At 70.6% G+C, this 23,530-nt stretch carries 21 protein-coding genes; 12 read left to right on the top strand and 9 right to left on the bottom strand.

Annotated features, from left to right (window positions below):
- Positions 1-108: 108 nt before the first annotated feature.
- Positions 109-1,605, bottom strand: a complete 1,497-nt coding sequence (locus KGS77_RS27010) for a regulator (protein WP_242585780.1) — start codon at positions 1,603-1,605, stop codon at positions 109-111.
- 315 nt (positions 1,606-1,920) lie between these two features.
- Between KGS77_RS27010 and lipB the strand changes: the two genes are divergently transcribed.
- From lipB to KGS77_RS26990, 4 genes are all read left to right on the top strand, one after another.
- Positions 1,921-2,736 (top strand): lipoyl(octanoyl) transferase LipB, encoded by an 816-nt coding sequence (gene lipB / locus KGS77_RS27005; protein WP_242585779.1) that lies wholly within the window; start codon positions 1,921-1,923, stop codon positions 2,734-2,736.
- Between the two features lie 242 nt (positions 2,737-2,978).
- The gene (lipA, locus tag KGS77_RS27000) at positions 2,979-3,929 is read left to right on the top strand and encodes a lipoyl synthase (protein WP_242585778.1); all 951 of its coding nucleotides are present in this window, start codon (positions 2,979-2,981) and stop codon (positions 3,927-3,929) included.
- A 300-nt stretch (positions 3,930-4,229) separates the two neighbouring features.
- Positions 4,230-4,472: a hypothetical protein gene (locus KGS77_RS26995; protein WP_242585777.1), complete on the top strand. Its 243-nt coding sequence runs from the start codon at positions 4,230-4,232 to the stop codon at positions 4,470-4,472.
- A 10-nt stretch (positions 4,473-4,482) separates the two neighbouring features.
- Positions 4,483-5,184 (top strand): DUF4191 domain-containing protein, encoded by a 702-nt coding sequence (locus KGS77_RS26990; protein ID WP_242585776.1) that lies wholly within the window; start codon positions 4,483-4,485, stop codon positions 5,182-5,184.
- A gap of 202 nt (positions 5,185-5,386) precedes the next feature.
- Here the strand turns inward: KGS77_RS26990 and KGS77_RS26985 are convergent, their stop codons facing one another.
- A complete protein-coding gene (locus KGS77_RS26985; RefSeq protein ID WP_242585775.1) occupies positions 5,387-5,854 on the bottom strand; it encodes an RDD family protein in 468 nt (155 codons plus the stop codon).
- A 248-nt stretch (positions 5,855-6,102) separates the two neighbouring features.
- Here KGS77_RS26985 and glnA point away from each other — a divergent pair, with 248 nt between their 5' ends.
- Positions 6,103-7,512 (top strand): type I glutamate--ammonia ligase, encoded by a 1,410-nt coding sequence (glnA, locus tag KGS77_RS26980; RefSeq protein ID WP_242585774.1) that lies wholly within the window; start codon positions 6,103-6,105, stop codon positions 7,510-7,512.
- Between the two features lie 307 nt (positions 7,513-7,819).
- Here the strand turns inward: glnA and KGS77_RS26975 are convergent, their stop codons facing one another.
- A complete protein-coding gene (locus tag KGS77_RS26975) occupies positions 7,820-8,956 on the bottom strand; it encodes a hypothetical protein (protein ID WP_242585773.1) in 1,137 nt (378 codons plus the stop codon).
- 1 nt (position 8,957) lies between these two features.
- The gene (locus tag KGS77_RS26970) at positions 8,958-9,461 is read right to left on the bottom strand and encodes a DUF4365 domain-containing protein (RefSeq protein ID WP_242585772.1); all 504 of its coding nucleotides are present in this window, start codon (positions 9,459-9,461) and stop codon (positions 8,958-8,960) included.
- 467 nt (positions 9,462-9,928) lie between these two features.
- Between KGS77_RS26970 and KGS77_RS26965 the strand changes: the two genes are divergently transcribed.
- The gene (locus KGS77_RS26965) at positions 9,929-10,825 is read left to right on the top strand and encodes an IS982 family transposase (protein WP_242585771.1); all 897 of its coding nucleotides are present in this window, start codon (positions 9,929-9,931) and stop codon (positions 10,823-10,825) included.
- A gap of 427 nt (positions 10,826-11,252) precedes the next feature.
- Here the strand turns inward: KGS77_RS26965 and KGS77_RS26960 are convergent, their stop codons facing one another.
- Entirely contained in the window at positions 11,253-12,497 is a 1,245-nt protein-coding gene (locus KGS77_RS26960; protein ID WP_242585770.1) for a serine hydrolase domain-containing protein, read from the bottom strand.
- Positions 12,498-12,737: 240 nt separating this feature from the next.
- Here KGS77_RS26960 and KGS77_RS26955 point away from each other — a divergent pair, with 240 nt between their 5' ends.
- On the top strand, positions 12,738-15,317 hold the full coding sequence (locus tag KGS77_RS26955; protein WP_242585769.1) for a lysylphosphatidylglycerol synthase domain-containing protein: 2,580 nt from the start codon (positions 12,738-12,740) through the stop codon (positions 15,315-15,317).
- A 423-nt stretch (positions 15,318-15,740) separates the two neighbouring features.
- On the opposite strand, the gene KGS77_RS26950 is transcribed toward KGS77_RS26955, so the two are convergent.
- A complete protein-coding gene (locus KGS77_RS26950; protein ID WP_242585768.1) occupies positions 15,741-15,986 on the bottom strand; it encodes a hypothetical protein in 246 nt (81 codons plus the stop codon).
- Between the two features lie 150 nt (positions 15,987-16,136).
- Entirely contained in the window at positions 16,137-17,033 is an 897-nt protein-coding gene (locus tag KGS77_RS26945; RefSeq protein WP_242585767.1) for a Gfo/Idh/MocA family oxidoreductase, read from the bottom strand.
- Between the two features lie 363 nt (positions 17,034-17,396).
- Here KGS77_RS26945 and KGS77_RS26940 point away from each other — a divergent pair, with 363 nt between their 5' ends.
- From KGS77_RS26940 to KGS77_RS26920, 5 genes are all read left to right on the top strand, one after another.
- The gene (locus KGS77_RS26940) at positions 17,397-18,326 is read left to right on the top strand and encodes an endopeptidase (protein WP_242585766.1); all 930 of its coding nucleotides are present in this window, start codon (positions 17,397-17,399) and stop codon (positions 18,324-18,326) included.
- 94 nt (positions 18,327-18,420) lie between these two features.
- On the top strand, positions 18,421-18,684 hold the full coding sequence (locus tag KGS77_RS26935; RefSeq protein WP_242585765.1) for a carboxypeptidase-like regulatory domain-containing protein: 264 nt from the start codon (positions 18,421-18,423) through the stop codon (positions 18,682-18,684).
- Between the two features lie 31 nt (positions 18,685-18,715).
- Positions 18,716-19,873 carry a hypothetical protein gene (locus KGS77_RS26930; protein WP_242585764.1) on the top strand — a complete coding sequence of 386 codons (1,158 nt, stop codon included), beginning with the start codon at positions 18,716-18,718 and terminating at the stop codon, positions 19,871-19,873.
- A gap of 65 nt (positions 19,874-19,938) precedes the next feature.
- A complete protein-coding gene (locus KGS77_RS26925) occupies positions 19,939-20,508 on the top strand; it encodes a rhomboid-like protein (protein ID WP_242585763.1) in 570 nt (189 codons plus the stop codon).
- A gap of 253 nt (positions 20,509-20,761) precedes the next feature.
- Complete coding sequence (locus KGS77_RS26920) at positions 20,762-21,472, top strand: winged helix-turn-helix domain-containing protein (protein ID WP_242585762.1); 711 nt, start codon at positions 20,762-20,764, stop codon at positions 21,470-21,472.
- Between the two features lie 103 nt (positions 21,473-21,575).
- Here KGS77_RS26920 and KGS77_RS26915 read toward each other — a convergent pair whose 3' ends face one another.
- Both KGS77_RS26915 and KGS77_RS26910 read right to left on the bottom strand, forming a co-directional pair.
- Positions 21,576-22,607, bottom strand: coding sequence for a lysophospholipid acyltransferase family protein (locus KGS77_RS26915; protein WP_242585761.1), 1,032 nt, complete (start codon positions 22,605-22,607; stop codon positions 21,576-21,578).
- Positions 22,604-23,530: a GNAT family N-acyltransferase gene (locus KGS77_RS26910; protein WP_242585760.1), complete on the bottom strand. Its 927-nt coding sequence runs from the start codon at positions 23,528-23,530 to the stop codon at positions 22,604-22,606. Before KGS77_RS26910 ends, KGS77_RS26915 begins: the two co-directional genes overlap by 4 nt.

Raw genomic sequence — 23,530 nt, 5'->3', positions numbered from 1 at the left:
CAGCCCCTCACGGCCCCGCCCGGCACCCGACAGCCCCTCACGGCCCCCACCCCCGCCCGCCCTCCTCCGGGCCCGCCCCCCAGTCCTCGCAGCCGCCCTTGCCCCTCCTCACACCCCCATGGCCGCCACCCGGTCCCGGTACCCCCGCACCGGCGCCGCGTCCCGGTACGGCTCCAGACGCCGCTCGAATTCCCGTACGTACTCGTGGGCACGCGCCGAACGCATCTCGGACGCCTGCAACGCCGCCTCCGCCCCCAGGGCGCACGCCTGCTCCAGCTCCCCCAGCCCCAGCCGCGCCGTCGCCAGGACCACCCGGCAGAACAGCCTGCTGCGCGCGAAGCCCGCGCCGCGCAACTGCAAGGAGCGCTCGGCGTGCTGCGCCGCCGCCCTGAACTGCTGGAGGTCCCGGTGGCAGTGCGCCAGCTCGTCCGCCAACTGGGCCTCGTCGAAGAAGCGCGCCCAGTACGGGACTTCGTCCCCCGGCCGGGCCGTCTCCAGCGCCCGTTCCGCCCGCGCCAGCGACGCCGTGCACGCCCGCACCTCCGTCAGTACGCCGTGCCCGCGCGCCTCGGCGGAGTGCAGCAGCGCCTGCACCACCGGAGGCGCGCCGCTGCCCACCCCCTGCTGCGCCACCCGCGCGAGCTGCACCGCCTCCCGGCCGTGCCCCAGATAGACCGCCTGCCGGCTCATCGTCACCAGGATGTACGAGCCGTACGCGCGGTCACCGGCCGCCTGGGCCAGCCGCAGCGCCTGGACGAAGTACCGCTGCGCCAGGCCGTGCGCGGCGATGTCGTACGAGGTCCAGCCGGCCAGTCTGGTCAGGTCGGCGGCGGCGGCGAACAGCCGCCGGCCCATGGCCTCCCCGTACGTGCCGCGCAGCATCGGCTCCGCCTCGTGCTCCAGGTAGCGCACCAGTGCCTGGCGCGCGTGGCCGCCGCCGTAGGCGTGGTCCAGCGCCCGGAACAGCTCGCCCACCGACCGCAGCGCCTTGATGTCCCCGGTGGTGACCCGGTACCCCTGGGCGCGCTCCGTCCGGTCCCTGCGCAGGTCGGCCCGTTCCGTACGCTCCGGGCGCTCCTGCTGCCGCTGGCGCGGCACCGAGACCCGGCTCTGCACGGGCACCCGCCCCGGCGTCTCCGGCGCCGGGTCCGTGCGGGCCACCCGCTCGTCGGCCCGGCCGATCAGCCAGTCCCGGCTGGGCACCACCAGCCCGGCCGGGGTAAAGGCGATCTTCCGCAGCTCCGCGTGGCTGCCGGAGTCCTTGCGCCACAGCCCGCTGACGATGTCCACCGCCTCACTCGGCGTGGACGCGAACTCCAGGCCCGCGTACACCGGCGCGCAGGCGTCCAGGCCGAGGTCCTGGGCGGAGAGGCGGCGGCCCAGCCGGCGGGTGAACACCTCGGCGATCAGGGCGGGCGTCGTCCCTCTTGGTTGTTGCCCGCGCAACCATCTGGTCACCGACGTCTTGTCGTACCGAAGGTCGAGACCATGCTCCAGACCCAGTTGATCAACCCGTCGGGCCAGCCCGGCGTTGGAAAATCCCGCCTCCGCGATGAGCGCGGCGAGCTGGCGGTTGGGTGTGCGCTGTGGGGGTCGTTCCGTCATCAGCTTTACCGGTCTCCTGCCTTCCGGGCTGAGCTGCCCGGGTTCGGCTGACCCTGTCCGGCGCGCTCCTCGCCCTCGTGGAACGGCGTGAATGTAACGGTCTGCGACGCCCTTATCACCGCATCGGCCCCGCGTTCATCCGATCGTGTGAGCAGAGCACGTACGCGTGCGCCGGTCACCCACTCGGTCATCCACCCGCCCCTCACCTGGCCCTCTGCGCGGTCGCCCCACCATCCCCCTGTAGGCACCACCCACACCGGCCGTACAGTTGGCGTGGGCGCAAAGGACGCAACAAAAGTTCGAAGAGGAGCTGTCGTGACTGCGATCTCTCGGGGGGAGACCCCCGCACCCGAGGGGCTGCGCTTCGTGCACCTGGGCTTCGGCGCCGGCGCCGTGGAGTACGAAACGGCCTGGCAGGAGCAGCGCAGGGTGCACGCCGCCCGGTTCGCGGACGAGATCCCGGACACCTGTCTGCTGGTGGAGCACCCGCCGGTCTACACGGCGGGACGGCGTACGGCCGACAACGAGCGCCCCCTGGACGGCACCCCCGTCATCGACGTGGACCGCGGCGGCAAGATCACCTGGCACGGTCCCGGCCAGCTCGTCGGCTACCCCATCCAGAAGCTGCCGCGCCCGGTCGACGTCGTCGCACACGTACGCCGCCTCGAAGAAGCCCTGATCCGCGCCTGTGCCGAGCTGGGGCTGGAGACCACCCGGGTCGAGGGCCGCAGCGGCGTATGGGTGCTGGGCGACCCCGTGGAGGACCGCCCCTGCCCGGGCGGCCTCTCGCTCGACTTCGACCCGCGCCTGGCGGACGAGGAGTTCGACCCGCGCCTGAACGGCCCGGAGTACGCTCCGTCCAACGCCGGCCAGCGCCGGGAGGACCGCAAGCTGGCCGCGATCGGCATCCGGGTCGCCAAGGGCGTCACCATGCACGGTTTCTCCCTGAACGTGAACCCGGACAACACCTGGTTCGACAAGATCGTTCCCTGCGGCATCCGCGATGCCGGGGTGACCTCGCTCGCCAACGAGCTGGGCCGCGAGATCACCGTCGCCGAGGTGGTACCCGTGGTGGAGAAACATCTGCGGGCGGTCCTGGAAGGCGCCGAGCTCCTTCCCCGCGCCGTCTGAGCGTCATCCGCCCGGACGGCTGCCCACGGACGACTGTCCCCGGACCGCTGTCCCCGGGCCGCTGTCCCCGGTCGGCTGCCCCTGGACCGCCGTCCTCGGACCGCTGACGCCGAACCGTTACCTGTCCTCACCGGTCAGGGGAATGCACCCCGGCAATGCGGGGTTGGCCTGCACGTAAAGACGTGCGAATTACGGGCGTACCCTGGTGTACGCCGAAGAAACGAAGTCGTAGGGAGCCGGACGTGTCCGCTGTCGCACCCGACGGACGCAAGATGCTGCGCCTGGAGGTCCGGAACAGCCAGACCCCCATCGAGCGCAAGCCCGAGTGGATCAAAACCCGGGCGAAGATGGGCCCCGAGTACAACCACCTGCAGGGCCTGGTCAAGAGCGAGGGCCTGCACACGGTCTGCCAGGAGGCGGGCTGCCCCAACATCTACGAATGTTGGGAGGACCGCGAGGCGACCTTCCTCATCGGTGGCGACCAGTGCACCCGGCGCTGCGACTTCTGCCAGATCGACACGGGCAAGCCCCAGGCGCTGGACCGCGACGAGCCGCGGCGCGTCGCGGAGTCCGTACGCACCATGGGCCTGAAGTACGCCACGATCACCGGCGTGGCGCGCGACGACCTGGAGGACGGCGGCGCCTGGCTGTACGCCGAGACCGTCCGGCAGATCCACGCCGCGATGCCGGACACCGGCGTCGAGCTGCTGATCCCCGACTTCAACGCGGTGCCCGAGCAGCTCGCCGAGGTCTTCTCCTCGCGCCCCGAGGTGCTCGCGCACAACGTCGAGACCGTGCCGCGGATCTTCAAGCGCATCCGCCCCGGCTTCCGGTACGAACGGTCGCTGGAGGTCATCACCAAGGCGCGCGAGGCCGGGCTGGTCACCAAGTCCAACCTCATCCTGGGCATGGGCGAGGAGCGCGCGGAGATCAGCCAGGCGCTCCAGGACCTGTACGACGCGGGCTGCGAGCTGATAACGATCACGCAGTACCTGCGGCCTTCCGTACGGCACCACCCCATCGAGCGCTGGGTCAAGCCCGCCGAGTTCGTGGAGCTGAAGGAGGAGGCCGAGGAGATCGGCTACGCGGGCGTCATGTCCGGTCCGCTGGTCCGCTCCTCCTACCGGGCCGGCCGGCTCTACCAGCAGGCGATCGAGAAGCGCCAGGTGGAGGCTTCCGCGCAGGCCGTGTGACGCAACGGTTCCCGTGCTCCCTACGGTTCGCATGATCCGTACGGTTCTCGTGTTCTTTACGGCTCCCGTGTTCCTTACGGCTCCCGTGATCCGTACGGTTCGGCCCGCACCGGCCGTACCGGAATGTGAGTCCTGGCACACACCGGGACGACGCGGCCCGCACTCCCCCAGGTTGGGGGCGGTGCGGGCCGCGTCAACGTTTCATTGGGGTTTGACCGGCGGGACATCCATTGGTAACACCGATCTGTGACGATGGCTTCACACACCGCATCCGTTCTGCTTTCTGAAGGAGAACCCGACATGCAGGCCGCGCCCGCTCGCGCCACCGCCGTCCTCCCCGTTCCCTCGGTCATCCCCGCCGGTCTCCCTTCCGTCACCGACGCGCTGCGCGCCGTGGAGTCGGTCCTGATGCGCGGTGGCCAGCGCACCGCCCGCCGGAACGCCTGGACGTCGGTGCTGGAGGACCGACGCCGGGCCAGGGACCGGCGGGAGGCCCTGCACGTACTGGAGGCCGTGGCGAGCGAGGGTCCCAGCGCCACGTAAACTTCGCTTCATGGCGAGGAAGGAAAACGCAGACAGTACTGCGAACCCCGGGCGGCTGAAGCAGATCGCCCTGACCTACAAGATGACCCGTCGGGTCGACTCCAAGGTCGGTCTTGTCGTCGCCGGTGTGGGCATCGTCGTGTTCGGCGTTCTCCTCGCCCTCGGCTTCCTGATCGACCACCCCGTTTTCGCGGGCATCCTGGGCTTCGTGCTGGCCTTCCTCGCGATGGCGATCGTCTTCGGGCGACGCGCCGAGCGGGCCGCCTTCGGGCAGATGGAGGGCCAGCCGGGTGCGGCGGCAGCGGTGCTGGAGAACGTCGGCCGCGGCTGGACGATCACTCCGGCGGTCGCGATGAACCGCAACCAGGACGTGGTGCACCGGGCCGTCGGCAAGGCCGGCATCGTGCTGGTCGGCGAGGGCAACCCCAATCGGCTGCGTGGCCTGCTGGGCGCCGAGAAGAAGCGGATGGCCCGTACGGTCGCCGACGCGCCGGTCCACGACATCGTCGTGGGCGACGGCGAGGGCCAGGTGCCGCTGAAGAAGCTCCGTACGACGCTGCTGAAGCTGCCGCGCGTACTGCCCGGCGCCCAGGTCACGGCCGTCAACGACCGGCTGCGGGCGCTCGGCGACCTGATGAGCAACATGCCGGTGCCAAAGGGACCGATGCCCAAGGGCATGCGCATGCCCAAGGGCGGCGGCAAGATGCGCTGAGGCGCTGTCCCCAGATGCACTGAGGCACTGTCCCCGATGGCACGCGCGGCCGGCCCCGGCCGCACGCCGGACACGCGAAACAGAACGCCCCGGAACCGCTGAAGAAACGGTTCCGGGGCGTTCCCGTATGCGCTGCGGTGTCCCCGCTCGCCCGCTGCTCAGGCCCGTACCGGTACGGTGCTCGGGCCCGTACCGGTACGGCTCAGATCCGGACCTGCACGGCGCGGGCGAGGCGGTCGTGCAGCCCGCGGCCGTCCTGGTCCCAGATGACGGCCGGAATGATCAGTACGAGCAGGACCGTACGCACCATGACGCGCGGCAGCGACAGCCGGCCACCGTCCTCCGCGACCACCCGCAGGCCCACCAGCCGCTTACCCGGCGTGAAACCGACCGTTCCGACGGTCAGCAGGCTCAGGACGGCGAAGACGACCAGTGCCCAGTTGCTCGCCGCCTGCGCCTTGCCGCCGCTGAGCAGCCCGTACGCGATGAGCATGCACAGTGCCCAGTCGATGAAGAGGGCCGCGAAGCGACGGCCCGGACGCGCGATCGAGCCCGGTCCCTCCTCCGGCAGCCCCAGCCGCTGCCCGCGGTACCCGAACTCGACGCCCATGTCCTCGGCTGCCGCACGGGGCCCGGAGATCCACGATCCGATTGCTTGCCTGTTGTCCACCCGTCCACGGTACTGCGACCGCATACGTTCCCGGGGCGGCGGGGCACCGCGCCGGGCGCCGGGTGCCCCGCTCGGGCCGAGCGCGAGGCGGAGAACGCACCGCGCGGCGGTTAACCTCGGCGAAACAAATGGGTCATGCTTGGGAAATCCCGCCTGCTTATGGTCGGGCGAGCGCGCCGCCGTACATGGACGCGCCCCCAGTAGCAACCCCGCGTCCGCCGACCGGTGACCGGGCTAGGAGGAGTTGGATGTTCCACAACGCCGACGAGGCCAAGAAGTTCATCGCGGACGAGGACGTCAAGTTCGTCGACGTCCGCTTCTGCGACCTGCCCGGGGTGATGCAGCACTTCACGGTGCCGGCTCAGGCGTTCGACCCGGCGGAGGAGCTGGCGTTCGACGGCTCCTCGATCCGCGGCTTCCAGGCCATCCACGAGTCCGACATGGCCCTGCGCGCCGATCTGTCCACCGCCCGCGTGGACCCGTTCCGCCGCGACAAGACCCTCAACATCAACTTCTTCATCCACGACCCGATCACCGGCGAGCAGTACAGCCGTGACCCGCGCAACGTGGCCAAGAAGGCCGAGGCCTACCTCGCCTCCACCGGCATCGCCGACACCGCGTTCTTCGGCCCGGAGGCGGAGTTCTACGTCTTCGACAACGTCCGCTTCGAGACGGCCGCGAACCGCTCGGTGTACGAGATCGACTCCGAGGCCGGCGCCTGGAACACCGGCTCCGAGGACAACAACCGCGGCTACAAGGTCCGCTACAAGGGCGGCTACTTCCCGGCCCCGCCGGTCGACCACTTCGCCGACCTGCGCGCCGAGATCTCCCTCGAACTGGACAAGGCCGGCCTCCAGGTCGAGCGCCAGCACCACGAGGTGGGCACGGCCGGCCAGGCGGAGATCAACTACAAGTTCAACACCCTCCTCGCCGCCGCCGACGACCTGATGCTCTTCAAGTACATCGTGAAGAACGTCGCCTGGCGCAACGGCAAGACCGCGACCTTCATGCCCAAGCCGATCTTCGGCGACAACGGCTCCGGCATGCACGTCCACCAGTCCCTGTGGTCCGGCGGCGAGCCCCTCTTCTACGACGAGCAGGGCTACGCGGGCCTCTCGGACACCGCCCGCTACTACATCGGCGGCATCCTCAAGCACGCCCCCTCCCTCCTGGCCTTCACCAACCCGACGGTGAACTCCTACCACCGCCTGGTCCCCGGCTTCGAGGCCCCGGTCAACCTGGTCTACTCCCAGCGCAACCGCTCCGCCGCCATGCGCATCCCGATCACCGGCTCCAACCCGAAGGCCAAGCGCGTCGAGTTCCGCGCCCCCGACCCGTCCTCCAACCCCTACCTGGCCTTCTCCGCCCTCCTCCTGGCCGGCCTGGACGGCGTCAAGAACAAGATCGAGCCCGCCGAGCCGATCGACAAGGACCTCTACGAACTCGCCCCCGAAGAGCACGCCGGCGTCCCCCAGGTCCCCACCTCCCTCCCCGCCGTCCTCGACGCCCTCGAAGCTGACAACGAGTACCTCCAGCAGGGCGGCGTCTTCACCTCCGACCTGATCGAAACCTGGATCGACTACAAGCGCACCAACGAAATCGCCCCCATCCAGCTCCGCCCCCACCCCCACGAGTTCGAGCTGTACTACGACATCTAAAGGGCGGAACTCGCTGACCTGGGTCGGAACCCGGAAAGCGCCCATGACCGCGAAATCGCTTCGCGATTGTTCTCGCAGGCCCTCGCTCCCTTCCGAGCTGTTGTGGCGCCGGATGTGCAACGGGTGACGAATTCGCCGTCGTTGCGCCGGTTCGACAGTGACCTGAGCCCCTGTCCCCCTCGCCTGAGCGGGTGGTCGGCAGGGGCTCAGTGCATTGGTCCCCAGACGGCCCTGGATACGAGCCAGGAACCCCGGTTTTCCATAAGTCCGGAACCTTACGTCGGTACGCGCAGACGGGCGCCGGACGTCACTCGTCAGAGCCGAGTGAGGTGTCGGCGCCGAACTGGCGTACTTCCATCGAAGCCGTCCCGCCCGGTGGGCTGCTCAGTACGCCACGGACCCTGACGGGCATGCCGGTGTCGTGGCAGCGGACCGCCAGGTGGTACGGCTCGTCGGCAAGGTCGATCCAGACCGTCCTGCGCCGCCGCTTGATCAGCGTCTCGATGCCGACGCGGCCGGTTTCCTCATCGGGGCGGCGGCTCAGGTCGGTGATGACACCGTAGATCACATGCTCGCGGGTGTAGAGCTGCGTCTTCAGGTGCTGGGAGACGCGGTCCACGATGTCGATCGCTTCACGGTTGAACTCCACCCGGCCGGAAGAGCCGGGGGGCGGAGCAGCGACTCGGGACCAGTTGAACGTGATGTCCAGTGCGGCGACCGATTCCGCATTGACCACCTTGGTCAATGCCTGGCACAGCTCGTACGAGACACCCTCGCCGACCGAGTCGGCGATCTCACTGAGGGTGGGATGACGATCGGCGCTCGCCATCTCCTCCAGCACGCCCAAGGCACGGGACATGGTGGCGGTGACGCGCCGGTCGAAGAGCGTCTCCTCGACCTCGATGTCGATGTGCTCCTGCTGCGGGGTGTACACATCCTCCGGAGAACGGGCCTGGCTGATGATGGGCACGATGTACGAACCGCGGCGTGTCTGCCCCAGCCGGACTTCTCGGGCCTGGTCACGAGCGCGGGCAGGAAAGTTGCGGAAGTGCCCCTGCCGGCGGATCGCCGCGGCTGCGGAGGCCACGCGCAGGCGCTTGGCGGAGATGAACAGTTCGTACCCTGCCTCCAGCGGGATGGAGCCGTCGCTGAGCGAGGGATGGGAGGCTCTGAGATCAGTGACGTCGTGGTACACGGTGGCGATGGCATCATGCACGGCGACGGTGTCGCGGGACTCGATGCGGGACAGATCATTCAGCAGGATGCTGGTCCGCTTCGCGAAATCCGGGGCTCCCGGTTTCATCGGGACCAGGACGACTTCCTCGGCCGAGCCGGGAAGGCGCCACAGTTCGGCCAAGTCGCTGCCCGAGACCGGCGACCAGCCGGTTACTTTGAGGTAGCTCCGGATTTCTTCGGGGCCGAAGTCGGGATCGATACGCACCACGTCAGTTCACCCCTCGGCCGGCAGGGCTGGTCATACGACGCGCGGCGTCGAACATGGTGCCCATGGCTTTCACCGTGAGCTGCTGATGCTCGGGTAAGTGGATCGCCGTGGTGGCGCTGCCGTTCGCAGCCCCCAGTCCATGGAGAGAGGCCCAGTAGCCATGGCATGCGAGAATGATCGATTCCTGCTGGTGGATGACCCATCGTCCGATGTCCGGAGGCACGATCAGCAACGCGAGATGGCCCGGGGCCGAACGATCGGGGTCGCGCAGCTTGTCGTACGTCTCGATGTCGAGGTCAAAGCTGAATCCACCGCGGACGATGCGGGGGCTCTGTGTGCACTTGAGCTGGATGTCCACCATCCACGCACCTGAGCGGAGGGTGACGTCGACGCCGTCCTTGTCCACGTTCCAGTCGCAGAGGGTGTAACCACCCTGTGTAGCGAGGGCATGCACATAGGCCCGGCTGACTTGTTCCTTCTGCCAACTCGTTGCCTCTGTCGCCACAGGTGCCCCTCCCCCTCGCGTGATCGTGAGGATAAGGCGACACAGGCCGACGGGGAATAGGGCCTGCCGGCCCTGTCTTTGGGTACCGACCATGGGCAAGGTAGTTGCCATGAGTCACACCCCCCGATTCGCACACATGCTCGACTCAATACATGTGTAGCAGAAGGCACTGACAGGACGACCGCCGAACGGCCTGCCCGTTGCCTGAAGCCCGGGCTCCCATCCCGCCGTTTCGGAACCCGATGAGAAGCTACGGCTGGACCACCCGGATCAAACGCCATCGCATGCGAGTGACAAGGCACACCAGCGCCGCCTGGAAGTCCACATGGCCCATGCGCTGGCAAGCAGCTTCCAGGATCGTCAGCTCAATGGCGCCCTCCCTGGCGTGGAGGCATCGGGTGCGCGACTAGACGAATAGTTCCGATTGCGGGGTTCTCAGACGCAGGGAGGGTGTCCAACATCGGGTTGTGACGACCGATTTAGACACCCTCTTGACGGCACTGTACGTGCATATCGATGACCGTTTGAAGACCCCGCGCTGGCGTGGGCGGCCGCCTCGGCTGACCGACGCCGAACTGGTCACCCTGGCCGTGGCCCAGGCCATCCTGGGCTTCCACTGCGAAGCCCGCTGGCTGCGCTTCGCCCACGCCCACCTGCACGGCCTGTTCCCCTACCTGCCCCAGCGCCCTGCCTACAACAAGCGCCTGCGGGCCGCTCTGCCCCTGGTCAAACGGGCCATCCGATCCCTGGCCATCGACACCGACCTGTGGCTCGCCCCCCTGTGGATCGTGGACTCCACCCCCGTGGAGTGCGCCCGCTCCCGCGAGACCGTGCGCCGCTCCGACCTCGCCGGCTGGGCGAACTACGGCTACTGCCGCTCCCACTCCCGCTTCCACTGGGGCCTGAAACTCCACCTGGTATGCACCCCGGCCGGGCTGCCCGTCACCTGGGCCCTGGCCGACCCCAAGATCGACGAACGCCAGGTTCTGGCCGCGCTCATCGACAACGAGCCGCACCTCGCCAGCACCCGGCCCGGCCTGCTGATCCTGGCCGACAAGGGCTACATCGCCGCCGAACTCGACCACTTCCTCGCCGCCCACGGTGTGAGCCTGCTGCGGCCCTCCTACCGCAACCGCGGCACCCCGCACCCGGCCGAACCTCTGCTCAAGACGGTCCGCCAGCTGATCGAGTCGGTCAACGACACCCTCAAGGGCCAGCTCGACCTCGAACAGCACGGCGGCCGCACCATCGACGGCGTCGGCGTCCGGGTGGCCCAGCGCATCCTGGCGATGACCTGCGCCATCTGGCACAACCGCATCATCGGCGCACCTACCACCAGGTCACTGATCGCCTACGACCACTGAGCCACATCGGAACTACTCGTCTAGCTGTTGAGTCGGATTTTGCGCTGACCCGGTTGGTCAACAGGGCTGGGGAGCCACATGGTCTCGCCAACTGCTACACACATCCCGACCGTGTCATCTCGTCGCCTGGAACAGCTTCTGGAGGGTTGTGGCCAAGGGCAACGGGTTGAGGTCTGCCGGATCCTCGCTGCCTCGTTGCACGCCGTCGGGAGAGCGGACCCACGGGGCGAGCGGCGTTCCCACTTGGACATAGCGATGCCCCGAGCGCCCCCGCGGGCGGGGGCACCGCTATATGTGCAGCTATCGGTGGCACTGGCTTTCCTGAGTTTCTTGCGGCGCTGCGGAGCGGTCCTTGGGGTTTTGTGGAGCCGTCCGGCAAGGAGTGCCGGTTCCGGTCGGCTTGTTGGGCGGTGGGTGTGTGGGGTGGTTAGGAGTGGGTGGGGGCGGGGGGTGTGGTTAGGGCGTTGGCTATGCGGAGGGCGAGTTGGGTTTGGGTGGCGTCTCGGTGGGTGGGGTTGAAGGAGTAGATGGCGCGGCGCTGTTGGTCTTTGGTGGAGACCATGGCCGAGTAGTAGCCGTAGCGTTCGCCGGTTTTGCCCCAGACGGTGATGCCGTTGATGGTGACGGTTTGGAGGCCGGTGCTGTAGCGGGCCGGTGAGCCGTCCAGCATGTGTACGTGCTTGGCGGGGAGGGTGAACATCTGGTTGAGGGTGGCCGGGGGGAGGAGCTTGCCGGGGGTGAAGAGGGCGGAGATGAAGCGGTCCAGGTCGCGGGTGGTGGAGATCATTTCTCCTTCGCCCCAGGCTACGGTCTGGTTGAAGTCCGTGGCGTCTTTGAGGGTGCCGTCCGTCATCGCGAGGTAGCCGTGGACGTGGGGGCCGTGGATCTTCGGGTCGTTGCCGGGGACCGAGGTGTTGTTCAGGTGCAGCGGGCGGAGGATGCGGGTCGCTATTTCCTTGCCGTAGGAGTGGCCGGTGACCTTCTCTATGAGCATGGCGGCCAGGACGTAGTTGATGCCGCGGTATTCCTGCTTGCTGCCCGGGGTGAACTTCATCTTTTTCGCACGGGTGACCGTGGCCACGATCCGCTCGGGGGTCCACTGGTCGTAACGGTGCTGGAGGACCTTTTCCGGGGTGCTCGTGTCCGGGATGTCGGGGCCGCTTTCGTCGGGCAGTCCGCTGGTGTGGTTCAGCAGTTGGGTGATGGTGATCGGGGGGAAGCGGTCGGGCAGCAGACCGGGCAGGTAGCGCTGGATCGGCGCGTTGAGGTCCACGCGGTGTTCGGCGGAGAGCTGGAGGACGACGGTTGCGACGAAGACCTTGGTGATGCTGCCGATGCGGAACTTGTCGTTCGGCCCTATGGGGCGTCCGGTTTTGATGTCGGCCACTCCTGCGGTGCCCTGCCACCGGCCGGCCGTGCCGTCGACTCTGACCTGCGCCCCGGTGACCTGGGGGTGGTTCAGGTCGGAGATGGCGGCGCGCAGGGCGTCTGTGTCCAGGGGCGGGAGGGGGTGGGGGTGGGAACCGGTGGGGTGGGAGTTGCTCGATGACCGGGCGGTGGCTGCGGGGGTGGCTGCGGTGGCGGGGAGGGCGGAGGTCAGGAGCAGTGCGCCGGCCAGGGCCGTGCCCAGGGCCGCTCGGCGGGACAGGCGGGAAGGTGTGGTTGATGTCATGGGAATGATGTTGTCGGGCGCGCGATGCCCAGCCATCCGGGATGCACCCTCATCGTTCCCTGAGATGCCCCTGAGAGGGGTCAGGGTTGGGGGCCGGGCCGGCATCGGGGGCCGGGCCGGCATCGGGGGCCGGGTTCGGGAGCTGAGTTCGGGGGACCGGGTTCGGGGGCCGGGTTCGCAGGCGGCCTCTGGTCTGCTGGTTGTGGTGGGCGGGAGGGGGTGCGGGGCGGTATCGGGGGCGTGGGAGTATTCCGTGTGATCGAGGTGATGGGGGAGAGAAGTCCAAATGTGCGCGCGCCCGCCGACGCGGGCACCGGCGGCACGGGTGACGGAGATGTTCCAGGTGTGGAAGTGCGCCGGGGGGAGGCGCTTTTGCCGGCCCGGGTGCGGCGGCCCGAAGCGCTGGTGCGGTTCGGGGTCGGGCTGGTCCTGGTCGGGCTGACGCTGCTGCTGGCCGGTGTCGCGCGGGACACCGCGGTGGGCCTGGACACGGACGCCGCGCACGGTGCCCGTCGCGCGCCTCATTTCCTGGTCGGGGTCGCGGGGTTCGTCTTCGCCGTGGCATCGCTGCTGGTGCCGTTGGTCTTCGCCGCGCAACGGCTGCTCCAGCGGGACCGCCGTCGGGTCGCCGACGGGCTGCTCGCCGCCACGGTGGCCTATGGGGCGACTCTGGCCGTCGGTCTGTGGGCTGTCGACTTCTCCCCGCATGTCGCCGTTCCGGTGACCGCGCCGCTCCACCCCTTCCCCGGGTGGACCGAGCCGCTGCCCGGTTCCCTGGCCGCGGTGCTCGCCTTCATGACCGCGGCCGGCATGTCCGGCCGGCCGCGTCAGCGCGCCGCCCTGGCCTTCACGCTGGCCGGCGGCGGGCTGTCCCTGCTGATGAGCGGCTATGCGAGCGTACTGGCCCTGATTCTCGTCCTGCTGATCGGGACCACGGCCGCGCACGGCACGACGTACGTACTCGGGTCGCCGAACGCTCCGCTCACCGGGCAGCGCCTCCTGCGGGGCCTGCGCGAGGCCGGTTTCGCGCCCGCCGCCCTTTTCCGTACCCCCGGGCCGGCGGCGCACGGGCCTCGCCACTACCGCGTACGGCAGGGCGGGGACCGGCCCGACCTGGACGTCGTCGTACTGGACCGGGAAACGCAGGCGGCCGGGCTGCGTCATCGGATGTGGCTGGGGCTGCGGCTGCGCACCGCGCCACGCCGCCGCAGTGTGCTGACCCTGCGCGGGGCGCTGGAGCAGGAGGCCCTGCTGTCGTACGCGGCCGAGACGGCGGGCGTACGGACCCGTCGGCTGCTGGCCACGGCGCAGCTCACGCCGGACGCGGCCCTGCTGGTATATGAGCCGCTCGCCGGGCGGACGCTGGACGAACTCTCCGAGCCGGAGCTGACCGACGAACTGCTGGCCGATGTCTGGCAGCAGTTCCAGTTGCTGCGGACCCGGCGGATAGCCCACCGGTCCCTGACGCCGTCGAACATCCTGGTCGGCGAGCACGGCGCGGTCCATCTGGTGAACCCGGCGAGCGGGGACATCGCGGCCGGGGACCTCGTCCTGCGGATGGATCTCGCCCAGCTTCTGACCACTCTCGCGCTGCGGGTCGGCCCTGGCCGGGCGGTGGCCTCGGCATGTGCCGTCCTGGGGGCGGACGCGGTCGGTTCGGCGGTGCCGTTGCTCCAGCCGATCGGGCTGTCGCGGAGCACGCGCGTACAGCTTCGGCTGCACCGTCGTACGGCCAAGGCGCGGGCGGAGGAGGCGGCCCGGGCGGAGCACCAGAAGGCGGAGCACGAGAAGGCGGAACACCAGAAGGCGGAACACCAGAAGGCAGGGGCGGCCGAGCAGAATCCGGCCGAGCACGGTCTGACTGAGCACGAGGCGGCCGAGCAGGATCTCCTGGCGCGGATGCGTGAAGAGATCCTGCGGGCGTGCCCCCAGGCGCCGTTGCGGCCGGTCCGTCTGGAACGCGTACGGCCGCGTACGGTGATCACCGTCGTCGCCAGCGCGGTCGCCGGCTATCTGCTGCTGCTCCAGCTCTTCCGTAAGGACGCCAACCCGCTGGCCGCGATCGCCCAGGCGGACGCCCGGTGGCTGCTGCTGGCTGCCGCCGTCTCGGCGAGCAGTTATCTCGCCGCGACGATGGGATTCGTCGGGTTCGTGCCCGAGCGGCTCAGCTTCCGGCGGGCCGCGCTGGTGCAACTGGCCAGCTCGTTCGTCAATCTCGTCTCGCCCAGCGGCGTCGGCGGGGTGGCGATCAACACCCGGTATCTGCAGCGTGTGGGGGTACCGACGCGCCAGGCCATCGCCAGTGTCGGCGTCGGCCAGGCCATCGGCGCGGTACTGCACGTCCTGTTGGTCGCCGTCTTCGGCTATCTGCTCAGCACCGAGCACACTGTGCCGTTGTCGACCTCCCCGGCCCTGATCGTGGGGCTGCTGACGGCCGCGGTCGCCGCGCTGACCGCCGCCGCGATACCGCCGCTGCGCCGGTGGCTCGCCGCTCGCCTCCAATCCTTGACGACCGGGGTGATGCCTCGGCTGCTGGATCTGCTCGAACACCCGGGGAAGCTGGCCGCCGGGATCGCCGGACAACTGCTGATCTCCTTGACGGCCGGGGGCTGCCTCTACGCGTGTGCGCTGGCCTTCGGGCAGCGTCCGAGCTTCTCCGCGGTCATCCTCGCGCATCTGATCGGCAGCGCGCTGGGGTCGGCCGTGCCGACGCCGGGGGCGTGGGGCCGGTGGAGGGGGCGCTCGCCCTCACCCTGGAGCAGACGGCCGGCATCGAGAGCACCACCGCGCTGCCGATCGTCCTGTTGTTCCGGCTGCTGATCTTCTGGCTTCCGGTGCTTCCGGGGTGGCTGGCCTTCTTGTGGCTCCAGCGGCGCGGCACGCTGTGACCGAGCGGGCCGGGTGGGCCGGGTGAGGGCGGCGTAGCGGGAGGATCGGGCGTGGCTCAGTTCTTGTACGGGCCGAGCCCGGCCGCTCCGTACTCGCCCGTTTCGTCCTCGTGTCTCACCGTCTCGTATCTCACCGTCGAGAGCCTCCGTTCCGGCTTCGAACAGGCCCTCACCCTGTTCGAAGCCGGAGGCCCCGTCTTGCCGCTGTGGACCACCTGTCCCTTGCAGGACGCCGCCCGCGCCCATCGCGGCAGCGAGCACACGGCCATGTCCACGGACCATGTCTACGGGGCATGTCTGCGGGGCTACTGGAGAACGTCCATCGGTGCGCTACCGGAGAGCGGCATCGGTGCGGCTACAGGGAAGCCTGCATCAGGCTGCGGACCAGTCGGCAGGTGGTGTTGGACGGGGGATGCACCCCCATACGGGCGGCGGTTCGGCGTATCGTGCGGTTGCGGGCCTGCTCCGGGGTGTAGACGCCCTTGTCGAGCAGGGCTATCGCCAGGCGCATGGCCTTCAGGCGCCGGTTGTGGGACTCGTACCGCTCACGCGGCCACCCCGCGGGCAGGGGCTTCTTCTCGGGGAATGTGATCGCGGCCATCGGCAACCTCCTGGGCGCTGTCCGGGCACCGTCCAAGCACGGTCGGACCCTCATTGACTGCTTCCATTTTAGTGCGGGGCACTGACAAAACCCGGTGGTCAGAGGCGGGTTGGGGCGGCGGCGCACCCGTACGGAGCAGCCGTGCCCGCCTTATCCCAGAGCGCTTTCGGCTGCCGCCAGGATCTCGGTGACGCGCAGGCCGAAGCGCGCGTCACAGGGGTGCGGCTCCCCCGTACGGACCGAGGTGAGCAGGGCGTCGATCGCGCGCTCATAGGCCGGCCCCGGTCCGTCGGTGCGGCGCGGCAGGGTGGTGGTGCCGGCGGTGCCGCGGAGGGTCACCTGTACGCCGGCGGCGGGCCCGGGCGCGGTCAGGCTGAGGGTCGCGGAACTCGCCGCGCCGCCGGCGTGGCGCAGTGCGAGCAGAACCGTATCGGCGGGCCCGCGGGCGGCCGTGACCGACGCGGTCTCGACGTCGCCGAGCACCGGGAGGAGTACGGACAGCGCGTGCGGGCCGACGTCCCACAGGGCGCCCTTCTCGCGGCGCCACGGCGAAGCCGCGTACGGGCTGTCGCTGCCGGCGGCGAAGACCGAGCCGAGCCAGTCGGCGTGTGCGGTGAACCAGCCGCCCGCCGCGGCCTGTTCGGCGATCCAGGCGCCCTCCGCGACGCCGAACCGGGCGGTGAAGAAGACGACCGAGGCGACGCCCGCCCGTTGGACGGCGTCGGCCACGGCGCGCGCCTCGGTCGTGCTCGTGGCGACCGGTTTGTCCAGGAGGAGGTGGCGGCCGGCCGCGGCGGCCCGTACGGCCAGGGCGGCCTGGACCGAGGGCGGGAGGGCGACGGCGACGGCGTCCGTGGCGGCGAACAGCTCGTCGGGGGTGGCGTACGAGCGGGTGTCGTGCGCCTGGGCCAGCGCCGCGGCGGCGTCCGGCCGACGGCCCCATACGCCGGTGAGGGTGACGCCGGGGTGGGCGGCGAGCGCGGGGGCATGGACGCGGCGCGCCCAGGGGCCGGTACCGAGCAGTCCGATGCGCAAGGTCGTCGTCATGAAGGACAGTCTCTCCCGGGGCCTCCCCCGGTGGCGGCGACCGGTACCGGCGCGCCCGGCGTACCGGCGTGCCTGACGTACCGGCGTGCTTCGACCGTACCGGCGCGCCCAGCCCGGGACCGGCGGCTTTCCAGGGGCGGGTGCCAGCAGGTGTCAAGAGTGTTTCCGGCGAGGGTGGGCGCTGCTGTGGGTGCCCTGGTGCCCATTGTGGGGCCACTTCGGGACAGATGACGTAGACAAGGGCCATCCGCAAGAATTCACCGCAACACTCGTTGTCCGCCTCCGGCACCCGCAGTACAAGGAGAGGACTCACACGAGTAGCGCAGTAGCGCATCGAGAACCGAGAGGCCCGGGTGATACGTCATGCCGATCGAGTTCCACACCGCCGTATCCAATGAGCCGGAGGAACAGCAGTTCGTCGTAAGCACCGAGGAGCTGGCCGTCCAGGCGCCGTCCGAGGGCGCCGAGGGCGAGTCCGCCAGGGGCAGCGCCGAGGGGCTGGAGAACGTACGCGGCTACAGCCGCCCCGAGGGGACGCCCGAGCAGCTCTGGCAGCCGCCGACCGCGGCACTGCCGGACATCGGTGAGGCGTCCTTCGGACCGCCGCCCTCCGCGGCGGAGACCGTCCACGGCCCGGACGACCGGGTGCAGATCAACGACACGTCCGTGTATCCGTGGCGCGTGCACTGCTCGCTGCTGATCACGGCGGCCGACAACTCCCGCTGGATAGGCACCGGCTGGTTCATAGGCCCGCACACCCTCGCCACCGCCGGCCACGTCGTCTACATCAAGAACAGCGGCGTCCCCGGACGCGACGGCTGGGTCAAGAGCATCAACGTCATGCCGGGCCGCAACGGCAACACCCTCCCGTACGGCGTGGTCACCAGCACCAGCTTCCGTTCGGTCAACGGCTGGGTCAACAACGGCGACGAGAACTACGACTACGGCGCGATCATCCTGCCCAACAACCTCGGTGCCACCACCGGCTGGTTCGGGTTCGGGGTCTGGTCGGACGCCGACCTCCTGAAGTCCGTGGGCAACATCTCCGGCTACCCGGGCGACAAGCCCGCCGGCACACAGTGGTACGACGCGCGCGGCATCGCGTCCGTGGGCCCCCGCAAGGTCTACTACGACATCGACACCGCGGGCGGGCAGAGCGGCAGCTCCGTCTACCGCTTCTACAACGGCGGCCGGTACGGCATCGCCATCCACGCGTACGGCGGCGCGGTCACCAACTCCGGTACGCGCATCACGACGCCGGTGTACAACAACTACGTGGCGTGGAAGGCGTGATCCCGGGAGCGGGTGACGCGACGGGCGAAGTGACAGGTGAAGCGACGGGTGAAGAACCGAGTGAAGCACCGAGTGAAGTGAAGGGCGACGCCATATGGCGGTGATCTCCGGAGTCGTCGTGGGCGCGGCGGGTGAGGCCGTGCCGAACGCGCGGGTCTATGTCGTCCAGGGCCCCGGGCCCTTCACGGACGTGGCCGCGCTGACGGACGACGAAGGCCGCTTCGCCCTCTCCGCCGGCACCGACGGCACCTACACCGTCGAGTGCCGTGCGGAGTGGGGCCAGGAGTCGCGGGTGGCGCGGGCGACGGTCGCGGTGCGCGGCGGGGCCGCGGCGGAACTGCGGATCCGCGTCGACTGACGTTGTCAGTGGTACCTGGCAGTCTGTTCACATGCTTGAGATCACCGTGAAGACCGAGACGGGGCCGGACCGCTCCCGCACGAGCGCGGCGGAGCTGAGCGCGCTGCTGCGCCGGATCGGCTCGGCCGACGACCACTTCGTGGTGGTCGAGCGCATTCCCGAGGCGCCGCAGGAGTTCCTCCAGGTCTGGCGCGACGGGGAGGGGCCGTACACGGTCGAGTACCGCGAGGGCTCCGCCGACCGGCACTTCCAGGCGGAGACCGCCGATGCCGAGGAGGTCGTCGCCGTCTTCCTGGCCTGGGCGCGCGGTGCGGACTCCTGGCGTACGGCATGGGACTGGCAGCGGGTGGACCTGTTCGCCACGCCGGAGGTGGATCCGGCGGTCCGCGCGGAGGCGGAGGAAGAGGCCCGCAGGGTGCTCCGGGCCGGATTCCACTCCTTCCATGATGCCGCGCGGGATCTCTGCGACTTCATCGAGTCCTGGGCCGAAGCCGAGCAGGACGAAGAGGACGGCGTCGGGGGCGACGGCGACGAAGGTGACGGCGACGAGGAGGCCGGCGGCAGCGGCAGGGGCGGCAGGGCGGCGCTGTCCCTGGACGCGGCCCGGCGCATCGTCGCGCGTCTGTGGGAGGAGCGGCTCGCCGAGCAGGAGCAGTGGCCGGAGGTGACCGACGCGGACCGTGTGCAGCGGGCCTTCGAAGCCCTTGGCTCCCAGGGGCTGACGGCGCGGATGAACTTCACGTGCTGCGCCCGCTGCGGAACGGCCGAGATCGGTGCGGAGCGCGCCGAGGGCGACCGGGGTTACGTCTTCTTCCACCATCAGGACACCGACGCGGCGGCGGACGGTCATGGGCTGTACATACGGTACGGCGCGTTCGCGGACTCCCCGGGTTCCCCAGGTGTTTCCATAGGGGACCGCATAGGTGACACGGGCTCTGACACAGGCTCTGGCAAGGGCTCTGATGCGGGGACGGGCACAGGTACGGGCACAGGTGCTGACGCGGGCGCCGGCAGCTCGGCGGGGGCCGCCGCCGAGGACGTCCGGAAGGAGCGTACGGCCGCCGTCGGGCGGGCGGTGGCAGCGGCGCTCGGTGAGGCCGGCCTCACCGTGGAGTGGGACGGCGACCCCGGCCGGGCGATCCTGCTCAACCCCCTGGACTGGCGCAGGCGTCTGCCGAGCGCGGGATGAGGACGGCGTTTGTGGATGATGGAGGGGTGAAATCTCCTTCCTCCAGAGCCCCATGGGTTGCTCCTTTGTACGTCGGCGCCGTCCAGCTCGGCGCATACGCCCTCGCGCGGATGCCCGCCCACGCCCGTACGGAGCTGCTGCGCGAGCACTCCACCAATGTCGAGAACCTGCGGGCGGGGCGGTGGCGGACGCTGGCCACCAGCGCGCTGTTCGTCGAACGGCCGCTGCCCGCCCCGTACAGCGCCGGGCTCCTCCTGGCGCTCGGGACGGCCGAAGTGGCCTGGGGGGCGCGGCGCGCGGCGGCGGTGTTCGCGGCCGGGCACGTAGGCGCCAGTCTGCTGGTGCACGCCGGGCTGCTGGCCGCCCGTAAGGTGTCCGAGGAGACCGAGCGGGCCGTCGACGTCGGCGCGAGCTACGGCTTCAACGCCACGCTCGGCGCGCTCGCCGCGTCCCTGCCGCGCCGTGGCGCCCGGGTGACGGCCACCACCGGCCTGCTGGCGCTGGGCGTGCGGCCCGTACTGCGCAAGAGGCGGACGTTCACGGACGCCGGGCACCTGGCCGCGATAGGCGTGGGCGTGGTGGTGGGCGCGGCCATGCGGGCGCGGCGGAATCGCGCCACACCTGGGGTTATGTGAGGGGGGACGTGAAGGACAGAACAATGCCGGTCTGCTTCAATAGGGGCATGGCCAGCCTTATAGACAGCGCGACGGGTCGCAGCGACCTGGAGCCGTTCTGGCCGTCCCGGCAGGGGCATCACTTCGACCGTCTGTGTTGCCGCGCGCACTGAGCGCGGGCCCGCACACGCCTTACGACGCCGCTCACCGGCGTTCCCAGCCCTGCCCGCGCGCACGACGTCCCCGACGCCCCTCTGCGCGAAAGAGCTGACTCATGACCAACGTCCGTTCCCTCCCTGCCACGACCGCCGCCACCGCCGCCACTGCCGCCGGCACCGCCACCACCACGGCGTCCGCCGTCCCGGCACCGCACCGCCAGCGCCTGCGCGCCGTGGCCCCCGACGAGGCACCGCCCGTCGCCGAACTCCTGACCGCCGACGCGACCTGGCTGCCCGCGCCGCAGCACGCCCTGCCCGTGCTGCCGGGCCGGCCGCCGATGGTCGGCTATCTCGTGCTCGTACCGGCCGAGCGGGTCACCGGTGTACGGCCGGTGCCGGGCGCGGGCCCTGCGACGACGGCCGGCGGCCCGGCCGCCGGTGACGGCCGTACCGCCGAGGCCCGTGACACCCCGGCCGGTATCGGTACGTCCGCTGACCGTACGCCCCTCGACGGCATTTCCGCTGACGGCGCGTTCGGGGACGAAGTGGTGCGGGTCGACCCCGACCAGCGCACGGTACGGGTGCGAGGGCGCCTCCTGGACCTGACGTACCTCGAATTCGAGCTGCTGGCGCACCTTGTCGCACATCCGTACCAGGTACACACCCGCGACCGGCTCGTGACGACGGTGTGGGGGTACGGCCACGTCGGTGACGGCCGTACCGTCGACGTCCATGTCGCCCGGCTGCGCCGCAAGTTGGGTGCGCAGGTCCGGGACTCGATCGTGACGGTCCGCCGCGTCGGCTACAAGTACGTACCGGCCGTCTGACGCTTCGGCTGCCGCACGCGCTGTAGAAGCACCCGGCCGCTCATGAGCACTACGAGTGCTTTGAGCGCTATGAGCACGGGGAGCGCTGCGGGTGATATCGGTGCTATGAGCGCTGGGGGTTCCGCGCGTGCGGCGGCGTGTTCCGGAGGGCCGGCCGGCGGCCCAGTACGGCCTCCTGGGACAGGGCCGCCAGCGTACGGCGGTCGTGGACGCCGGGCAGCGGCCACAGCGGCGGATGGACCGTCACCCGCACCGTCAGCTCCCGCGCGGCGGCCACCCGGCGCAGCGAAGACACGAACGTCTCGTCGCCGAGGAAGCCGGCGACCGTAGTAGGCAGCCCCCGCTGCTCATAGGAGAGGGTGACCGGCCGTACGGGCGCGCCCGCGTCGACGGCGGCCTGGAAGGTGGCCCTGCGGAAGGTGCCGTGCGAGGCGGAGCACCAGGTGGTGGCCTGCGGAAAGGCCATCACCGAGCGCCCGGAGCTCAGCAGTGCGGCCACTTCCCGTACGGCGTGCGGAAGTTGGTGAGGGCCGGCTCGGTCGATGAAGCAGGTGCCCGCCCGTACCGCCATGGCCCCGACCACCGGCCAGCCGGCCACCTCGCGCTTGGCCAGCACGGTCACCGGCTCGACCGCGAGCAGGGCCAGGACGTCCAGCCAGGAGATGTGGTTGGCGACGACCAGCGTGCCGGGCCGAGGGACCCCGCCGGCAGCCCGGTCGGCCGCCTCGCCGAGCGCACCGCTATCGACCGCACCGCCACCGAGCGCACCACCACCGGCCACACCGCCACCGAGCGCACCACCACCGGCCACACCGCTATCGACCGCCTCCGGCCCGTTCACGCGGAGCGAGGGGATACCGGTGCCCAAGAGGCCGCCGGGACCCGTTGGATCCCCGGCGGCCGGAGGGCAGCCGACGACGAGCCGCACCCCGATCGCCCGCAGCAGCTCTCCCGCGTACGCACGCAGCCGCGCCGGTTCGGCCAGCCGCCCGCCGTCCGCCAGCGCCCGGCCGGCCACCCGTGCGAACGCGGCGCAGCGGCGGACGGACTCCCCCAGCGGTACGCGCGGTACGGAGTGCGCGGCGCAGCGCGCGGTGCATCCGGAGCGTACGTCCCACAGGCTCGCCGCGCTCATGGCCGGTTCCCGGGGCGGCGCGCGCCGTCCTGCCGGAGTGCGTCATCGGACCGGTCCGCGCCGCCCGCGGGAGGCTCGTCGCCCAGGAAGTAGCGGCGGTAGCGGCCGTTCAGCCGTTCCATGTCCAGGACGACGAAGAAGTCCGCGACGTCGAACGCCGGATCGTACGCCGGCGCACCGCACACCCACGCGCCGATCCGCAGATAGCCGCGCAGCAAGGGAGGGAGCAGCGCCGCACTCGGGCGGCCGGGCGCGAGGGCCGACGGCCGCCACGGACGGCGCGGGGTGACCTGGAGCGCGGGGGGCGCGGCGTACCGCGTGCGGCCCAGTTCCCAGGCGTGCGCCGCGGCCTGCCCGCCGTCCCCCAGCGGGACCGAGGCGCAGCCCGCGAGATAACGGTGTCCGGACAACAGGGTGTAGCGGGCGAGGGCGGCCCACAACAGGTTGATGACCGAGCCGGTCCGGTGTCCGGGGTGGACGCACGAGCGCCCCGCCTCTATGAGTGAGGGCCGCAGCACGTCCAGCGCGGACAGGTCGAACTCCCCGTCCGAGTACAGGGCCCGGCAGCGGCCGGGCGGCAGCAGCCGGTAGGTACCGACCACGTCGCCGCTCGCCGTTTCGGTGACGATCAGATGGTCCGCGAGGTCATCGAGGGCGTCGACGTCGTGACCGGCGAGCGGGGTGCGCAGGGCGGCGCCCAGCTCGTCCCCGAAGACGCGGTGGCGCAGCCGCTGGGCGGCCCGTACCTCGTCGGGGGTGCCGGCCAGGGAGACCCGGTACGTCCCCGTTCCCGACTCACGTGCGACTCCGGGCGCATTTGCGGCTCCGGTCGTACGTGCGACCCCGGACGCGGGGACGGCTGCCGACGCGGGGACGGCTCCCGACGCGGGGACGGCTCCCGACGCAGTTACGGCCTCGGACAT

Origin of the sequence: Streptomyces sp. MST-110588 (assembly GCF_022695595.1) — a bacterium.
Classification (GTDB): Bacteria; Actinomycetota; Actinomycetes; order Streptomycetales; family Streptomycetaceae; genus Streptomyces.
Note: the sequence above shows the minus strand (reverse complement) of the source record. Positions and strands in the feature narration are given on the sequence as shown.